The organism is Enterococcus italicus (assembly GCF_023743875.1).
Lineage (GTDB): Bacteria > Bacillota > Bacilli > Lactobacillales > Enterococcaceae > Enterococcus_G > Enterococcus_G italicus.
In genome coordinates this window covers 593,096-611,402 of record NZ_JAMRVB010000001.1, presented here as the reverse complement: position 1 = coordinate 611,402, position 18,307 = coordinate 593,096, and the positions used below count along the sequence as shown (strand labels likewise).

The window sequence follows — 18,307 nt, the reverse complement described above, 5'->3', positions numbered from 1 at the left end:
TTCAACACTCAGTCGAAAACTTGAGAAGCAATTTTCGGAATTTCGCGATTTATTATTGAAAGCTTACTGGATAAGCCCTAATCTTTCTGCAATTTTTTCATCTTCTTGGCTCGTCATCCTCGAAGTCTTTTTTAAAGAAGCGACGTTCCTCCTCGGGCTCTTCATTTTCCTCTTGAATTTCGCTAAAGACAACTTTTATTTTTAAGACACGGCTTCCTTCCATTTCTTCGGAAGTTAGCGTTATATTATCAACCTTAAATGATAACTTTTCACCTTCATCAGGAATCGTTCCTAATGCTGTAATCAAGTAGCCAGCCATCGTATCAACATCCGACATGTGCAAATTCGTTCCAAATAATTCATTGAACTCATCAATTAACATTCGACCTTGGATAAGGTATTCTCGATCTGATATTTTCTCATATAGATTCTCAACTTCATCTGTTTCGTCGTCAATCTCGCCGACAATTTCCTCTAATAAATCTTCCAACGTCACAATCCCTACTACACCACCATATTCATCTAATAGGATAGCCATTTGGTTTTGTGTTCGCTTCAATTCATATAATAAATCATCAATAAAGACAGTTTCTGGGACAAATAGTGGTTCTTGCAAGATTTCTTGTAGCACTAATTGATCAAAACCAACTTTGTAAGCTGCTTTTAATAAATTTTTGGTATGCAAGACACCAATGACTTTATCTTTGTCTTCATTATAGACTGGAATTCTAGAGAAGTTTTCTTGTAAGACTCTGGTTAAGATTTCACTTACTGAATCATTTATGTCTACCATAAATGCATCCGTACGAGGGACCATTACTTCACGAGCTACTTTTGTATCTAAAGAAAAGACACCTTGTAACATTTCAAGTTCGTCATCCTCTAGGACACCTTCTGTTTCAAGCATATAACGCATTTCATCACGCGTCATTTTTTCGTCTACATCATCAAATTTCATTGGGGTAATTCTAGCCAATAAGCTTGTCGAAGCCGACAGCAACCATACGAATGGTTTCATCACGATTCCTATTGCTTGAATCACTCCTGAGGTAGCCTGTGCAATTTCTTCTGATTTGTTTAATGCCACTCGTTTTGGATAAAGCTCACCAAACACAATTGATACGTAGGTCAAAATAGCTAAAATAATCAGATTTGCAAGACTCTTTGCAGCAGATGTGCCACCTAGCACTGGTGCCAACTTATCCGTCAAACTCTCTGCCAAGGAAGCCCCTGACAAAATGTTTACTAAGGTAATCCCAACTTGGATTGTCGATAAGAAATTGGTGGGATTTTCAAGAATCTTCAACAACTTTTTGGATTTAAGATTTCCCTCTTCTGCTTTTTGTTCCACACGATTTTTGTTGATGGATACAACAGAAATTTCGGCGGCAGCCAGAAAAGCATTGATTAGTGTTAAAACAATCAAAATTAAAATTTGCGCTAAAAGCGACTGACTCTCGGGGTCAGCATTCATAGTTTTTTCTCTCCTTATTCATAAAAAAATAGTAAAAAAAAGCATGGATAAATCCACGCTAAAATCGTATCATAAAGATTCTTTCTTTGCAACAGAATCCTTTTTGCCATCGTCATCTTTATGACTTCTGGCATCTTGAATCATTTTATAAACAAAAACAATAATAGTCCGACAGATTGCATAAAAAGGTACGCCTAGAAAGATACCCAGTAAGCCTGCTAAATTACCAGCTACTAGCAAAACGATGATGATTGTTAATGGGTGAATGGCGAGTGACTTGCCGATAACATTCGGATAGATGATGTTTCCATCTAATTGTTGCACGACTAAAACTACAATACAGCACAACAATGCTTTGAATGGATCATTGAAGATTGTTACCAAAACAGCTGGTAATAGACCGATATACGGACCCAGATAAGGAATCAAGTTAGCAAAACCAGCAATGACCCCAAATAAGAAGGCATAATCGACACCAATCAGCCAATAACCTAAAAAAGTAAAGGTTCCGACAAAAAGACATTCAATCGCTTGACCACTAATATAATTCGAGAGTGTCTTATTAAGCTGTCCCATCAAGTCTGACACTTGGGAGCTACGTTTTGGTGATAAGACTTTTTCGACGTTTGGTACAAATTTATGACCATCTTTTAACATATAAAACAAAATAAATGGCGCGGTAATCACTATCATCGCCGCATTGGCAATTGTCGATACGATTGAGCCCAAGCTACTAGAAAGGCCACTTAAAAAATTTTGCAAAATTGATCCATATGAAAGATTAAATTTATCAAGTTCCTCCATCACATCCACTTTTTTTAACCACTCTGTTTGTGAAATATTATAGAGCCAACTTTCCACATCTGAAACAAATGATGGGATATTTGTCGCTAGTTGGGCAATTTGGTTGACCAAATTCGGAATAACACTGACAACAATCAAGACTAGTGCCACTATTAGTAAAATAAATACTAGGGCAATCGCTAAAATTCGTTTAAAGTGGAACCGCTCTGTTAATAAACTAACCACTGGGTTTAAGACGTAATACAAAAACCCTGCAATTAAAACAGGTATAAATAAGGTAGAAAAAAATGTTCCTACTGGTTGAAATAAAAACCCAATCTTACTCAGTACGTAGATGAGTGTCGCACCAATCAAAATTTCTACAGACCAAAAAAGCAAATGTTGTCTCTTTTTTGAATTTAGCAATAGACTTCCCCCTTTTATAGGCTTTATTATATGTTATTTAGGCATAAAAGAAAACTTTAGAGTCAATTTTCTACTTCTTTACAGTGTGAGAAAAAAAAGTGTATAGTTATCCTAATAAAACGATGAGGTGACCAGATGATCATAAGACAAACAAAAGATACATTAAGCCAAATATATTTGGATGCATTAGCTTTACGAAAAGAAGTCTTTGTAGATGAACAAAAAGTGCCAGTAGAGCTAGAAATCGATCAAGATGAAGCACATGCGATTCATTTCGTATTGTATGAAGCAAGCCAACCGATAGCGACAGCGCGTATTCTAGAAAAAGCGAATGGTGTGGCAAAACTACAACGGATGGCTGTCAAAAAAACTGCTAGAGGAACCGGCAATGGTGCACTACTAATAAAAGAAATCGAAAAAAGATGTGAAGAACTAGCATTTACTCGTATTGAATTAGGCGCACAAGTAACCGCGGAAGGATTCTATCGAGCACTGGGCTTCAAACCCTTTGGTGACTACTTTCAAGATGCAGGTATCAAGCATATTGCTATGCAAAAAGTACTCATGGAGTAAAGTTGATGTGGCTAATTCATCGTATAGCGTCAAAAAAATAGCTATTAGCAAAAAGACCATAGAACCTAAAAGTTTAAGAAACAACTTTCGAATTCTATGGTCTTTTTGCATGTAGCTGAACACTTCTGTCTCAGCCTTCTGGACTACTTTCATAGTCGATTATCTTTGTGACAATTGCTTATAGCGATCATACCAGATATCAACATACCCTTCAGAAAACGGCCCTTCCCCATTATTTATCCAATCAACCAAAATTTTGACATTTTCTTTCAAAATAAAGTCAATATCACGAGGATAGTGCATCATCTTCTTGTGTAACTCGTATTCATCGACGTCAAGTAGGCGCTTTTCACCATCAGGAAATACTTTAATGTCCAAATCATAGTCAATGTATTTTAGTGCTTCTTCATCCAAAAGATAAGGCGAAGCTAGATTGCAATAATAAGAAACACCTTTTTCTCGAATCATCGCAATGACATTGAACCAATATTTTTTATGAAAGTATACAATGGCTGGTTCACGTGTAACCCAACGTCTACCATCTGATTCCGTGACCAACGTATGGTCATTTAATCCAATCATTGAATATTCGCTTGTCTTCAATACCATGGTATCACGCCACGTTCGGTGCAAATTGCCATCGTGTTTGTAGCTTTGAATGCTGACAAACTCTCCTTCTTTCGGAACTCGCATAGCAACCCTTCCCTCAGCGAAACATCAACGCAATAGTTTAGTGGAATCCACCAATATCAGTAATATTATAACAATAAAAAATTTTTTTGCCTAGCACTATTCTTTATTGTTTCCCATTTTTCTTCAATTGCTCGACAAGTTTCTGTTGGGGCTTTGGAAAGACATAATTAGCGAAGTCCTTTTGTTTAACCCAATTTAGCTCTTGGCTTACATCTTGACCAACTTTGCGACCATAAAACAAAAGTACGTGCCATTTTAAGTGACTAAAGATATGGGTCACTTCTCCTAAATGCCGTGTTTGCCAAATGACATCACCATAATCTGAAAATGGCTCAATCGTCTCCTCTGCGACTAGACCTAGATCAAGCTGCTGATCACTTTTATCCCATGTACGCTGAATAGTCCGGTACTCATCCTCTGATACCTCTTGCATTGGAAAGAGCCACATATTGGCTAATAAACCTTCAGATGGTCGCTTCACTAAGGCAAACTCATGGTCCGCATTCTCAATCGCCGCAGCCAAATAATACAGGTTCTTTGGTTTTTGTTTTTTTGATTTAACAGGAAAAGCAGTGGTCTGCTCCGTTTTATACGCATAACAAAAATCGATAAGCGGACAGCGCTGGCAATCTGGAGAAGTCGGCGTGCAAATACTCGAGCCTAAATCCATAAAGGCTTGATTCATCTCTCCAGGTTCCACCGGCGATAATATATCGCGCACATACGCGTCAAACACTTTCCGTGTGCTGGCTTTTGCGATGTCGTCAGTGATGCCAAATAGACGACTGGTGACGCGCATCACATTGCCGTCAATAGCCGGCTCAGCAATGCCAAATGCAATACTTGCAATCGCACCTGTAGTATACGGCCCAATTCCCTTTAATTCACGAATCTCCGCGACCCTTTTTGGAAATTGACCCCCATACTCAGTGACAATTTGTTTGGCCGCGACTTGTAAATTCCTAGCTCGTGAATAATAGCCTAACCCTTCCCAGACTTTTAGTAATTTGTCTTCCGGTGCATTAGCTAAGTCCTGAATGGTAGGAAATTCTTTCATAAAGCGGTAATAATAACCAATGACCGTTTCAACTCTGGTCTGTTGGAGCATAATTTCTGAAATCCAAATCGCATAGGGATCTCGGTATTCCCGCCAAGGTAATTGGCGCTTCTCGCGATGGTACCAAATTAAAAAGGCCTCTTGAAAAGCGCTAATAGTTGCTTGTGACCAGTTCATTTTATTCTGACTCATCTATACATTCCCTATCTATAAACTCTTGAATCTGCTCGATTGCAAATCCTTTCGCATATAAGCCTTGTTTTACTTTTTGTCTTCTTTTAACGAGCGACAAACGCTGATTTTTGCGCCAAAGCAACCAGCCCGCCTTCTCCAACGCCAAGTTTTCTTCTTGTTCATCTTCTTCAATCTCTATCTGTCCCATCACTTGTTCGATAACTTGAGATTGATAACCTTTTTGAAGCAAGCCTAACCGAATTTTTTGCAGTCGTTCGCGATGACTTTTGTGATGAATGCGCTGATTTAATTTCATCGCCGTACGAAGTGCTAAGTCAACTTCACTTTGCTCGTCAAACAATTGGAGCGCATCTTGAATAATTGTTTCTTTTATCCCTTTTTGCTTCAGTTTTTGTTGAATTTGCTTTGGTCCTTTATCGGATAACGCAAGCTGAGTGCGGACATAGCTCTGCGCATAAAAAGTATCGTCAATCACCTGTAGTTCCGCGAGTCGCTCGATAATTTTTTTGCGATTTTCACTGGTAAATTCCTTTTCTTTCAAAAAGCGGTCGACTTCTTGGACTGTTCGCAATTGATAACTAATATAGTTTAAAGCAAGTTGCAACCCGCGATCATAGCTCGCCTTATACACAAGCTTGTCCCACTCGTCTGAGCTAAGTTCATTGTCTTTTATTAAGCGAAATTCCACTAGCAAATCTTCTGAGACAAGTAATGAAACATCATTGTCAAATTCTACTTGGTAGCTATCTTTTTTATGTTTGCTTACCTTTATGACTTTCATGCGCCCAACTCCAATCCTTTTTCAGTGTACCATATTTTTTTCGGCTCGGCATGTATGTTACAATTAGAAGAATACAATTTCAAAGGAGCTTTCAATGATACAAGCAGCAATCAAAAAAGGGCAAACAGTCCAACTAAAAATCAAACGATTAGGCATAAACGGGGAAGGAATCGGGTATTTTCGTAATCTAATTCTATTCATTCCAAACGCCCTACCTGGTGAAGAAGTCGTGGCGACAGTAACCAACGTTTCGCAAAAATTTGCTGAAGGCCAAGTCACTAAAATTGTCAAAAAAAGCCCCAATCGTATCACACCACCTTGCCATGTTTATGAAGAATGCGGGGGCTGTCAACTACAACATCTATCCTACAACAAGCAACTGGTATTTAAGCGGGATTTACTAAAGCAAGCACTGCAAAAATTCAAACCAAAAGGCTACCAAGAATTTGACTTACGACCAACGATTGGCATGGATGATCCTTGGCATTACCGTAATAAAGCTCAATTCCAACTAAGATATTCTAATAAGCGTCAACGAATTGAAGCTGGACTCTATCGTCCGAATAGTCACGAACTAGTGCCGATTGATGATTGCTTAGTTCAAGAGCCGCAAACGCAGCAAGTCCTAAACACAACGGTCCAACTCTTAAACAAATACAACGTACCTGTTTATGACGAGAAGAAAAACAGCGGCATCTTTCGGACATTGATGGTGCGAATTGGTGTCATAACCAATGAACTACAACTTGTCTTTATTACCAATTCAGAAAAATTTCCATCCAAACAAGCACTAATAAGAGAACTGACGACTCGTTTACCAAACGTCGTATCAATCATGCAAAATATCCAAAACAAAAAGACTTCGCTCGTAATGGGTGAGAAAACGGTCAACCTTTGGGGCAAAGATACAATTGAAGAACAAATCAACGAAGTAACGTTTGATTTATCCGCACGCGCCTTCTTCCAATTAAATCCTTATCAGACAAGTGTTCTCTATCAAGAAGCCATTCGTGCTCTTGACTATCAGTCGTCAGATACTGTCATTGACGCCTATTGTGGTGTCGGAACAATTGGTTTAAGTGTCGCCCCATTTGTTAAACAAGTCCGTGGCATGGATACCATTTCGCAAGCAATTACCGATGCCAAAAAAAATGCCCAACGAAAAGGACTTACAAATACGCACTATGAGACTGGCACCGCTGAAGATCTGATTCCAAAATGGGTGAAAGATGGCTACCATGCAGATGCCATCGTCGTTGACCCACCACGCACCGGTTTGGATGACAAATTATTACAAACCCTCTTGCGTCACCCTAGCAAACGGTTGGTCTATGTCTCTTGTAACGTCTCCACCCTTGCACGTGACCTCGTACAACTGGCAAAAGTCTATCGTGTTGATTATTTGCAATCTGTCGATATGTTTCCCCAGACTGCTCGCTGCGAAGTCGTCGTAAAACTAACTAAAAAATAGGTTGTAATAAAAGCGTCTAGCTCCGCGCAATAAGTCAGAAATTCTAAAAATTGCTCTTCAAATTTTTAAGAAGTTTTGACTTATTGCAAAGAGAGCTACTTTTAGAACAATTCTTAATTAGGTTGTGACAATAGCAGTTTTGTACTGCAAAAAAAACCATAAACGCCAAAAGTTTGAGACATAACTTTTTGGATTTTACGGTCTTTTTGCTTCGTGTTGCATCATTCTGTCTTGTTTTTTTACAACATATCAAACAAACTAAGTTGGTTTTCATCTGGTAAATCTTTTAAGACACCATTATCTGTCATGTATTCAATCAAGGTTTTCGAAACTTTCCCCCGATTCGCTAAATCTTCTTTAGATAAGAATGGACCATCCTTACGCGCTTCGACGATTTGCTTAGCAACACTTAGCCCCAAACTAGGAACAGCGCGAAACGGTGCAATCAATGTATCACCATCAATAACAAAGTTTTCAGCATCTGATTTATATAAATCAATCATCCCAAAGTTATACCCTCGCTCTAGCATTTCATTACAAAGTTCAAGTACGGTCAAGAGATTTTTTTCTTTGGTCGAGGCATCCATTCCTTTGTCATTGATTTCTTTCATCAAATCTTTCACTGCTTGTTTTCCCTTACTCATCGCCACCAGATCAAAATCGGCCGCGCGAACTGAAAAATACGCACAGTAATAAAGAATCGGGAAATACACTTTAAAATATGCAACCCGTAAGGCCATCAACACATACGCCGCAGCATGGGCTTTCGGGAACATATATTTTATTTTTAAACAAGAATCAATGTACCACTCTGGCACATTTTGTTTGCGCATCTCTTCTTGCCAATCATCAGGAATACCTTTTCCTTTACGGACACTTTCCATGATTTTAAACGCTAGCCCATCATCCAAGCCCGCATGAATTAAGTAAACCATAATATCATCCCGACAGCCGATGACATTGGCTAAGTTCGCCTCACCACGACGAATCAACTCTTCAGCGTTGCCTAACCAAACATCGGTTCCATGTGATAAACCAGAGATTTGTAATAATTCCGCAAACGTTGACGGATGGGTTTGCTCAAGCATACCTCGGACAAACCGTGTTCCAAATTCAGGAATACCTAACGTCCCCGTCTTTGAATAGATAGCCTCTTGCGTTACACCTAAGACATCTGTCCCTTCAAAAATTTTCATCACTTCGGGGTCATCAGTCGGAATGGTTTTCGGATCAATTCCAGATAAATCTTGTAACATACGAATCACTGTCGGATCATCATGACCGAGAATATCAAGCTTTAAGATGTTGTCATGAATGGAATGGAAATCAAAGTGAGTGGTTTTCCATTCCGAGTGAATATCATCTGCCGGAAATTGAATCGGTGTGAAATCATACACGTCCATATAATCAGGAATAACAATGATTCCCCCTGGATGCTGACCGGTCGTTCGCTTGACACCCGTCGCACCTTTAGCGAGTCGGTCAATTTCCGCACCACGAAAATGCAAATTGTGGTCTCTTTCATAGCCTTTTACAAAGCCATACGCCGTTTTGTCAGCAACCGTACCAATCGTCCCTGCACGATACACATAATCTTCACCGAATAAGACTTTTGTATAATTGTGGGCTTCAGGTTGATATTCACCAGAAAAATTCAAATCAATATCTGGTACTTTGTCGCCATGGAAACCTAAAAAGGTCTCGAAAGGAATATCATGACCGTCTTTTTTAAGTCGTGCATCACATTTCGGACATTTCTTTTCAGGCATATCGAATCCTGAGCCAAACGAACCGTCTTCATAAAACTCAGAGTACTGGCAGTTTGGACAATAGTAATGCGGAGCTAATGGATTCACCTCAGTAATACCAGTCATTGTTGCTACAAAACTAGAACCGACTGATCCCCTAGAACCTACAAGATAGCCATCTTGATTACTTTTATGCACCAATTTTTGAGAAATAAGATAGATAACAGAAAACCCATTACCGATAATCGAATGCAATTCTTTTTCGAGGCGTTTTTCTACGATATCTGGCAAAGGATCACCATACAATTCTTTGGCTCGAGTATAACTTAATTGCGTAATTTCTTCTTCAGAACCAGGAATTTTAGGCGTATACAACTTATCTTTGACTGGCACTACTGTCTCACATCGGTCGACTAACGCATTCGGATTGGTCACAACGACCTCTTGTGCACGCTCACTACCTAAAAAGTCAAACTCTCGCAGCATATCATCAGTTGTACGGAAGTGCACTTTGGGTAGACTATGACGATTTAAAGGATTGGCCCCACCCATGGAATTAATCAGTATTTTGCGATAGATACTGTCTTCTTCATTCAAGTAATGGACATTTCCGGTCGCTACTACCGGTTTATTTAATTCATCACCAATTTGTATTAAGTTAGTAATAATTTCTTCCAAATCAGCTTCGTTTTTTATTAATTCTTGCTCAATTAATGGTGCATACACGGGTTTTGGCATGATTTCAATATAATCATAAAATTCTGCCAGCTTTTTCGCAGCTTCGACCCCTTTTTGCATCATCGCAACAAAGACCTCTCCTTTGTCACAGCCTGATCCGACAATCAATCCTTCACGCAGCTTGACTAATTCAGAGCGTGGAATTCTAGGAACCTTATCATGGAAATAAGTGACATTGGACATTGAGATTAATTTAAATAAGTTTTTCAACCCTTTTTGCGTCTGTACCAAAATCGTCGCATGAAATGGTCTCGCCGCCCGATAACTATTTTCTCCGCCGACATGGCGATTAAGGTCTTCATGTAAAAACATCTTGTGATGCTCCATTGCCTCTTTCACAAAAATCCAAGCCAAATGCCCTGTCGCTTCCGCATCGTAAATCGCACGGTGATGTTGTTCGAGACTTACACCGAATTTTTTTGACAAGACACCTAAACCAAACCGTTTAAATTCCGGATAAAGGTAGCGGGCTAGCTCGAGTGTATCAATCACGGGATTTTCCGCTTCAGGAATACCATATTTTCGATAACTAGTATTCAAAAAGCCCATATCAAATGACGCATTATGTGCGACCAAAACCGCTCCTTCTGAAAATTCGCGAAATAGACGCAATACTTCTTCTTCCGATTTTGACCCACGAACCATTTCATCCGTAATTCCAGTCAAATTGATGGTAGTATTCGATAATGGGTGCCCAGGATCAATAAATTCATCAAAAGATGCTTCTACATTCCCTTTGTGCATTTTCACCGCGGCTAATTCAATAATCGTATCGTAAACAGCTGACAGTCCCGTTGTCTCCACGTCAAAGACGACATAAGTTGCATCGGCTAGTGGCGTTGGTTTTGGATTGTATGCCACTTGGACACCGTCATCGACAATATTTGCCTCTACCCCGTAAATCATTTTAATTCCGGCTTTTTTAGCTGCTTGGTGAGCATCAGGAAAAGATTGTGCGCCTCCATGATCGGTAATAGCGATGGCTTTATGTCCCCACTTAGCTGCTTGGGCCACGAAATCTCCGACTTTATTTGTTGCATCCATTTGGCTCATATTGGAATGCACGTGTAGTTCAACCCGTTTTTGATCCTCAGGTGCACGATCGACTCGTTGTGCATGAGTGACTTCCACCAAATCTTGGGCATTCATGACCAAATCACGCATAAACGTATCTTCTTGGATGCTTCCTCTGACTTTTAGCCATTTTCCAGTTTGAATTGCATCAAATATCTGTTCATCTTTTTCACCAGATGAGAACTTTTTAACAATAAAGGAAGACGTGTAGTCAGTAATTTTTAAAATCAAAATTTTTCTTTTCGATCGTAATTCGCGGACTTCTTTATCGAAAATGTAGCCTTCGATCGTAATTCTACGCTCTTCTTCCAAAATATTGCCCATTGGTGTAATTAATTCTTCTTTCGGAATAGCTCTTCCTAACGCAATCGGACCATCATAGGCTGGACCATCTTTCTCTGCGGCTTTGGCTCTTTGTTCATGCAAAGCAACTGCCTCTGCAGCTTGCTTCATAAAAATTTCTTGTTGGTTTTTTTTGCGTTCCTCGTGCGCCTCTAAATCTTGCAGTGCTTGTGTTTGATCAAATTCTGCGACAAAGCGCAATTTCGGAAAGCCAGCTTGTTGAAACAGCTGAGCTAAGGTTGGAAAATACTGCTGCATTACTAAAGAGATAGCCGATTCATTGGCTACTTTAATGGTCACCTGATCATTTGCAACAGTGGGAATGCAGTCTTTTACTACCTGCTGAATAAACGGTGTAGCAAATGGTTGGTTTTCATTAATAAATTGCCAATACTCAACTAACTGTGTGCCATCATAAGCATGATTTGTCGCTTCTATCTGTAACTCGACCGTTGCGATTTGTTGAAAAGCTAAAGTTAAATTTTGTAAAAAAATCTGATACAGGTCAATCGGTAAAATTTCCGCAAATAAAAGTTGAAACGTCCATTTTCTTGATTCGGTATGGACGAGAACTTGTTTTAATTGTCCGCTTTTTAAGAGCGGTGTGTTTTTAATTGATTCTGGTAGTTGCATTTGCTCCAGAAGTATGTCATATTTTGCTTTTTGATTTTCCAAAAAGTACGCCTCCTTACCATTCTAGTCAAATGCTCAGTATAAACTATACCATTTTTTTGCTTTTAACGTTGCTTTAACGAAAAAAAATTGTCGAATACGGAATCCATACCCGACAGCCTTTCCTTTTCATTCATTGGTGTGAGTTAGAATAGCCAGCGTTGCTACTAACTCTTCCTTGCGTATTTCAAGCGAATCTCCTGACTGATGAAGCTTAATTTCTACAATACCTTCTTTGGCTTTCTTTCCAATCGTAATGCGGATTGGACAGCCTATTAAATCCGCATCGGCAAATTTCACACCTGCACGCTCAACACGATCATCCAACAAAACTTCGTATTCTGCTTGTTCCATTTGCTCAACTATTTCATCGGTAAGTTGCTGCTGATCGCTGTCTTGGTAATCAATTGGAACCACATGAGCATCGAATGGTGCTACCGTATTGGGCCATTGAATTTTATTTTCGTCGCAATGTTGTTCGACAATCAATGAGAGCAAACGACTCACACCAATACTGCAATAACAAATACGAGTGGGTACTGCTTGACCAGTTTCATCAATAAACTGCGCTGAAAGTGCCTGACTATATTCTTTTGACATGGTCATCATATGACCGATTTTCAGCCCTTTTTCAATGCGAAGCGTCTCCTCACCGTCAAGCATTAAGTCCCCTTCTTGTACCATCCGAAAATCACTATAGGACGAAATATGGAAGTCACGAGGACTATTCACATTCAGATAAAGATAGCCCTCTTCATCAGCATAACAAGTCATATTCGTTAAATCTTGTAGATAGGTATCAGCAATAACCGTGATTTCAGGTGACGAATGGACAGGTGTAACCACCCCATTCGTCGCATCGAAATACAGTTGCTTTTGTTCTTTTGAAGCTGGAATAACTTGTTTTTCGGGATAAAATAGCTTGACCTTTTCCAGATTTAACTGATCACTGGCTCGTAATACTATCAGAGTCGGCTGCTCATCAACAAAATATAAATAAGAGCGAATGGTTATTTCTTGGTCCGCTGTTTGTGCTACTTTTTCTAACGGTAGTGGCGGTTGGTCCGACGTTTTCCCTTGGTATTTTGCTTCTGCTAAGTCTAAAGTGGCAACGTATGTACCTTGGTCTGATAAACAAAGTTGTTCATCTCCAAATGATGCTAAGGCCATAAACTCTTTGACTTTTTCAATGCCTACTCGGTTCGTATGGCCCAATACGAGATGATACGTTAGCCCACATCGAGCCAAAATAGTTTTGATGCTTGATTCTACTTGCTGATAGGTTTGCTCCAAGCTCACTGCACCGGCATGAAAGGAATAAAAATCAGTCATTAAAAATTCCCGACTATACAAAAATCCAAACTTTGGCTTCTTTTCATCACGGTACTTCATCTGCACTTGATACAGTTTCAGTGGCAGTTTTCTATAGGATTGCACTTCATTTCTTACTAGCTCAATGAATGCTTTCTCCTGCGAGGGTGCGAGCATGTATTGCCTTTGATTCCGATCACTCACTTCAAATAAAGATGACGTACAAAGACGTCGACAAGCATCATCTTGCCAATAATCCATAGGCAAGATATTCGGCATTTGCATTTCATTTGCACCTATCGCATCTAGCTCATCTTTAATGATCGCAGTAATTTTTTTCATAACTCTTTGTGCAAGAGGCAAATAAGCATATACCCCTGTCGCTATTTGCCGAATATAACCAGCCCTAACCAACAATTGATGGCTACGCACATCGGCCTCACTCGGTGTTTCTCGTAAAGTCGGCACTAATAAGTGTGATTGCTTCATTTTTTTCTCCCTTTATTTCCCCATTAAAAGAAAAAGCGCTGAATATCATTCCAAGTAACCAAAATCATTAATAACATCATAAAGCCAAAGCCAATCAACGTAATGATGCCTTCTTTTTCTTGACTCAACGGTTTTCCACGAACGCCTTCAATGATATTTAAGACCAACTTGCCACCATCTAAAGCAGGTATTGGCAGTAGGTTAAATATTCCAAGGTTCATAGAAATCATCGCCATGACACCGATGATCGTCGTCCAACCTTGCGTAGCAGCTTGTGAAGAAATCTGGTAAATTGCAACTGGTCCGCCGAGTTTATCCAGACTAAAGCTTTTTAAAAGTGAACCCAGAGCAACAAATATTTGAACAAAACTATTGATACTCATAGTAAACGCGCCAATTATCTTATCCATGATACCCGTTTTCATCGATATCCCAACACCAACTTGGTAGACTGTTTGGTCATTCACGGTATTTTTTTTAGGTGTCATGGTCACCGTTTTAGACTGGCTTCCGCTTTTATAGACAACCGTCAGTTCATCAGATCCATTTTTTTGTACAGCTTGCGTAAGCTCTGACCAATTCGATACCGTCGTACCATTAATTTCTTGAATGGTGTCACCTGTTTTTAGGCCAGCTGTGGCGGCCGGACTATCAGTCGCCACACTTCCTATTTTCGTCGACTGAGGATCTTGAACGCCACCTTGCAGCAAAATTAAAATAAAAAACAAAAAGACCGCCAAAATGAAATTATTCATCGGTCCAGCAAAATTGGTTAGCATTCGTTGCCAAAGCTTGGCAGATTGAAACTGGACGTCTCGTGGTGCAATACGGACTTCTGTACCATCCTCTTCAATAATGGTTGCAATGGGTGACACGTAAAATTGTTGCTCATCGGCCTCTTGTCCATTAACATATCCAGTAATGGTTAGCTCATCAACTAAATTTTGTGCAGTGACCTCCACTGGGACGGCATTGGTCAATTGAATTTTTTTACTCGTATTTATTTTTATGACATTGTTTTGCTCATCCAAGACAAGCTGGACAAACATCCCGGGTTTTAATCCATCCTCTTCTTCAAATCCAGCCATCCGCACATATCCGCCTAATGGAAGAATCCGAATTGTATAAGTCGTGCCATCTTTTCCTTGATGAGAAAAAATCTTAGGTCCCATTCCGATTGCAAATTCACGTACTAAAATCCCGGCACGTTTTGCAAAATAAAAATGACCAAATTCATGGACAACGACAACAATTGAAAATATAAAAAGGAACACTAAAAGTGCCTTCATTTTGTATCCTCGCTTTCGATCTTTTTTCTATTCTATGGCAATAGACTATTCAGTTTATTTTATCATACAAAAAAAGAATCACAATCAAACCACTTTTTTGTAATGAGAATTTAACGTTCACTCAAAAAGACCTCAATCACTTGTATACAAGTAACTGAGGCGTTGGTTAAAATATTCCTAACAAGTACATCATTGGAAAAACAAAAATCATGCTATCAAATCGATCCAAGATGCCCCCGTGTCCTGGTAGAATCGTTCCCGAATCTTTTACTTCAAAATGTCGTTTAATCGCTGATTCAACTAAATCACCAAATTGTCCAATAATCGATAAAACAATCGTTAAGCCAATCATGACAAAATAATTGTGCCCAAAATACGTATTCGCTGGAAAGACAAGCAAATAGACAATCGCAATGGCTAGCGCACAAGCAATCCCACCTAAGGCACCTTCAATCGTTTTATTCGGTGAAATTTCTGGCCATAGTTTTCGTTTGCCGTATTGTCTGCCAATCATATAGGCACCAATATCGGTCGCCCAGACAATAAATAAACCAAAAAATAAAACAACTACACTAGATGAACGCGCTAAAGCAAAGGACTCAAAACCAACACCAGCATAAAACATGGCAAGAATTGGATAGGCAGCTTCCTCAATCGTGTAGGTATTTTTTGAAATTACTGATAACCCAAGAAAGAGCATCACAATGAAATAAATCAGTGCGTACTTGGATGTCGTATCTGATAGGAAAGCAAACCAAGGATCTTTAGGTAATACAATTAGTACGGCTCCAATAATCGCCAAAACACCTTCAATACTCACTACCGTCAGTTGTTTCATGCGAAATAATTCATATACGCCGACACCAGCAAATACTGCTGCCATAAGATTCACTGCTTGACCACCAAAATCAAAAAATACAATTGGTAAAAATAGCGCCAACGCCACGACAGCAGTGATCACTCTTTGTCTCATTTCTTTTCCTCCTTCACGCCACCAAAGCGACGATCTCGATGCTGATAAATCGCAATCGCCTCCTCTAATAGCTTATCATCAAAGTCAGGCCAAAACGCCTTTGTAAAGAAGAATTCTGAATAGGCGATTTGCCATAGTAAAAAATTACTAATCCGTTCTTCACCACTAGTCCGAATTACTAGCGAAGGATCTCTCAATTCTATAGGCAAAAAGCCCGTCATTAAATGCTTCGCTAAAACCTCTTCTGAAATACCATCGACAGCCAATTGATTCTCTTTTACTTCTGATGCAATCTCTTGGACAGCTGTAATAATCTCTGCTCTGCTTCCATAGTTTAACGCAAAGTTTAAGACCATACCCGTGTTCATTTTGGTTTGATCAATTGCTCGTTTGACTGCCTTTTGAGTATGCGCAGGTAAATGCTCCTTGTACCCCATGACGTGGACTTTGACGTTTTCTTTGATTAATTCTGGTACAAATTTATCAAAAAAATCGACCGGTAACTGCATCAAAAAATCGACCTCTTCAGTCGGCCGTTTCCAATTTTCTGTCGAAAATGCGTACAGTGTAAGGACTTTAACCCCAAGTTTCGAAGCATGCTTCGTTATTTTTTTTACAGTCTCCATGCCTTCTTTATGGCCAGCTACTCTTGGGAGACGACGATTTTGGGCCCATCTGCCATTACCATCCATAATAATTGCGATATGCTCAGGAACTGGCAGCGTTGGATCAAACGCATGCTCTGCTTCTTCTTGTTTGTATTTCTTCTTTTCCGGAAAAAAACGCAACATCTCTTTCGCTCCTATCACTTGTTAGTCGGCTCTACCTAGTATTTTTTTGATACTTGACGCCAATCGGTATTTAAATGGATTCGTAATAATTGTATAGATACCCAAATATTTGTAAGTATGGCCAGTAAATGACTGCTTAAATCGTAAAACGCCATCAGACCCATCAAACACTCCTTGCACACCATAAAAATTGTATCGCGGAATTTGATGCGCCACAGCATATGACATCATTAGGTGCTGAATACCATAAGGACCATAATATTTTTTAAACTCTTCATTAGTAAAACTAAATAAGTAGGTCACTTCCTGTGGTTGAATAATAAACATCGCACCAGATAAAATGATGGTCTCACCATGCTTTTGGACCAGCTCACTAGCTTCATTGATTCGTTTTTGATGTTGTTTCAACTGGTCTTGTAATTCTTTTAATTGATTTCTTTTCTTTTTGTGATTTGGTTTTTCTTGTAAGTCCGCCTCAAGCTTATCGATGTTTAGTTGAATGGCGCCCATCACTTCGCTTTGACTGGCTTGGTAGTTAACTAGATTTAGTTCCGCTACAATAAACTTCACCTTATCGCCATATGTTTCAAACGCTTCTTGATAATACGCCAAGTCTTTATCTTTAAATCCAATCCGATCAGCGGTCGATTGCGTATATTGCTTAAATAATGGTAATTCCTCATAAGTAAGCTCCCGGTATTGAATACCAAAATCTTTGGTTTTATTTAAGTAATATTTGCCATCTTTTTTATAGGAAGCAATCAAACTTTTTTCGTCTAAATTGGCTAGATCTTTAATAAACTCATAACTAACGATTGGTTGATGCTTGTCATAGACTGCACCAGCCGCCTTAAGATTTTTGTCCGCTTCTTGGCCAAGTTTTTCAATTATCTTTCCTTCATCATCAAACTTTTCCGAATGAAGATTGGGGACAATTTTTAACAATAATCCCTTATTCTTTTTTGCATATTTTTTTAATTCTGCTAAAAAAAACCCAACTAATTGTTCGTTGGAAAAATCCATGACCGGTCCGCCTGCCACTTCAAAAACTTTTCCTAAAAAAATCGAAGTACTATTTAAAAGCGCCGCGGCTATAATTTGTTGCTTTTCTTTCACGCCGACATATTCGGATTTCCAATGACGTTTCTCAACTAGGTCATGTTGGTAACTCGTTTGCATAAACATACCAAGCGGATGAGCTTGTTCAAACGCCATAAATTCTTGTTCTGTTAAGTGTACAAATTCCACTGCGTTCTCCTCACTTATATCAACTTCAAAATTGTCCGTGCTTTCATTTTATGCTATATCTAATTGAAAATAAACCAGTAATACGATCTATTCAAAGAACTTTAGCTATTTTTTTAAGAAAAAAATAAGAAAGTGCAATGAATGTTCTTGAATTAGCTATTATGTACCTCATCAAAAGA

The 18,307-nt window shown here is 39.1% G+C and carries 13 protein-coding genes; 2 read left to right on the top strand and 11 right to left on the bottom strand.

The window, feature by feature from the left end:
- Nucleotides 1–97 precede the first annotated feature (97 nt).
- Both NE257_RS02950 and NE257_RS02945 read right to left on the bottom strand, forming a co-directional pair.
- A complete protein-coding gene (locus tag NE257_RS02950) occupies nt 98–1,474 on the bottom strand; it encodes a hemolysin family protein (RefSeq protein ID WP_251851364.1) in 1,377 nt (458 codons plus the stop codon).
- A 69-nt stretch (nt 1,475–1,543) separates the two neighbouring features.
- On the bottom strand, nt 1,544–2,683 hold the full coding sequence (locus NE257_RS02945; protein ID WP_251851363.1) for an AI-2E family transporter: 1,140 nt from the start codon (nt 2,681–2,683) through the stop codon (nt 1,544–1,546).
- A 135-nt stretch (nt 2,684–2,818) separates the two neighbouring features.
- Between NE257_RS02945 and NE257_RS02940 the strand changes: the two genes are divergently transcribed.
- Nucleotides 2,819–3,256, top strand: coding sequence for a GNAT family N-acetyltransferase (locus tag NE257_RS02940; protein WP_251851362.1), 438 nt, complete (start codon nt 2,819–2,821; stop codon nt 3,254–3,256).
- 159 nt (nt 3,257–3,415) lie between these two features.
- Here the strand turns inward: NE257_RS02940 and ntdP are convergent, their stop codons facing one another.
- The 3 genes from ntdP to recX all read right to left on the bottom strand — a co-directional run bounded on the left by ntdP (nt 3,416) and on the right by recX (nt 5,982).
- A complete protein-coding gene (ntdP, locus tag NE257_RS02935; protein ID WP_007208608.1) occupies nt 3,416–3,949 on the bottom strand; it encodes a nucleoside tri-diphosphate phosphatase in 534 nt (177 codons plus the stop codon).
- A 103-nt stretch (nt 3,950–4,052) separates the two neighbouring features.
- Nucleotides 4,053–5,198 carry an A/G-specific adenine glycosylase gene (gene mutY, locus NE257_RS02930; RefSeq protein ID WP_251854399.1) on the bottom strand — a complete coding sequence of 382 codons (1,146 nt, stop codon included), beginning with the start codon at nt 5,196–5,198 and terminating at the stop codon, nt 4,053–4,055.
- The gene (gene recX, locus NE257_RS02925; RefSeq protein WP_007208610.1) at nt 5,185–5,982 is read right to left on the bottom strand and encodes a recombination regulator RecX; all 798 of its coding nucleotides are present in this window, start codon (nt 5,980–5,982) and stop codon (nt 5,185–5,187) included. Before recX ends, mutY begins: the two co-directional genes overlap by 14 nt.
- Nucleotides 5,983–6,076: 94 nt before the next feature.
- Here recX and rlmD point away from each other — a divergent pair, with 94 nt between their 5' ends.
- Nucleotides 6,077–7,453, top strand: a complete 1,377-nt coding sequence (gene rlmD, locus NE257_RS02920; RefSeq protein ID WP_007208611.1) for a 23S rRNA (uracil(1939)-C(5))-methyltransferase RlmD — start codon at nt 6,077–6,079, stop codon at nt 7,451–7,453.
- A 239-nt stretch (nt 7,454–7,692) separates the two neighbouring features.
- On the opposite strand, the gene NE257_RS02915 is transcribed toward rlmD, so the two are convergent.
- The 6 genes from NE257_RS02915 to NE257_RS02890 all read right to left on the bottom strand — a co-directional run bounded on the left by NE257_RS02915 (nt 7,693) and on the right by NE257_RS02890 (nt 18,128).
- The gene (locus NE257_RS02915; protein WP_251854397.1) at nt 7,693–12,030 is read right to left on the bottom strand and encodes a PolC-type DNA polymerase III; all 4,338 of its coding nucleotides are present in this window, start codon (nt 12,028–12,030) and stop codon (nt 7,693–7,695) included.
- A gap of 126 nt (nt 12,031–12,156) precedes the next feature.
- A complete protein-coding gene (proS, locus tag NE257_RS02910) occupies nt 12,157–13,827 on the bottom strand; it encodes a proline--tRNA ligase (protein ID WP_251851358.1) in 1,671 nt (556 codons plus the stop codon).
- A gap of 23 nt (nt 13,828–13,850) precedes the next feature.
- Nucleotides 13,851–15,116 carry an RIP metalloprotease RseP gene (gene rseP, locus NE257_RS02905; protein ID WP_007208614.1) on the bottom strand — a complete coding sequence of 422 codons (1,266 nt, stop codon included), beginning with the start codon at nt 15,114–15,116 and terminating at the stop codon, nt 13,851–13,853.
- A 166-nt stretch (nt 15,117–15,282) separates the two neighbouring features.
- A complete protein-coding gene (locus NE257_RS02900) occupies nt 15,283–16,089 on the bottom strand; it encodes a phosphatidate cytidylyltransferase (RefSeq protein ID WP_007208615.1) in 807 nt (268 codons plus the stop codon).
- Nucleotides 16,086–16,880 carry an isoprenyl transferase gene (locus tag NE257_RS02895; protein ID WP_040366788.1) on the bottom strand — a complete coding sequence of 265 codons (795 nt, stop codon included), beginning with the start codon at nt 16,878–16,880 and terminating at the stop codon, nt 16,086–16,088. Before NE257_RS02895 ends, NE257_RS02900 begins: the two co-directional genes overlap by 4 nt.
- Before the next feature lie 21 nt (nt 16,881–16,901).
- Nucleotides 16,902–18,128, bottom strand: coding sequence for an aminoacyltransferase (locus tag NE257_RS02890; RefSeq protein WP_251885748.1), 1,227 nt, complete (start codon nt 18,126–18,128; stop codon nt 16,902–16,904).
- Nucleotides 18,129–18,307 lie beyond the last annotated feature (179 nt).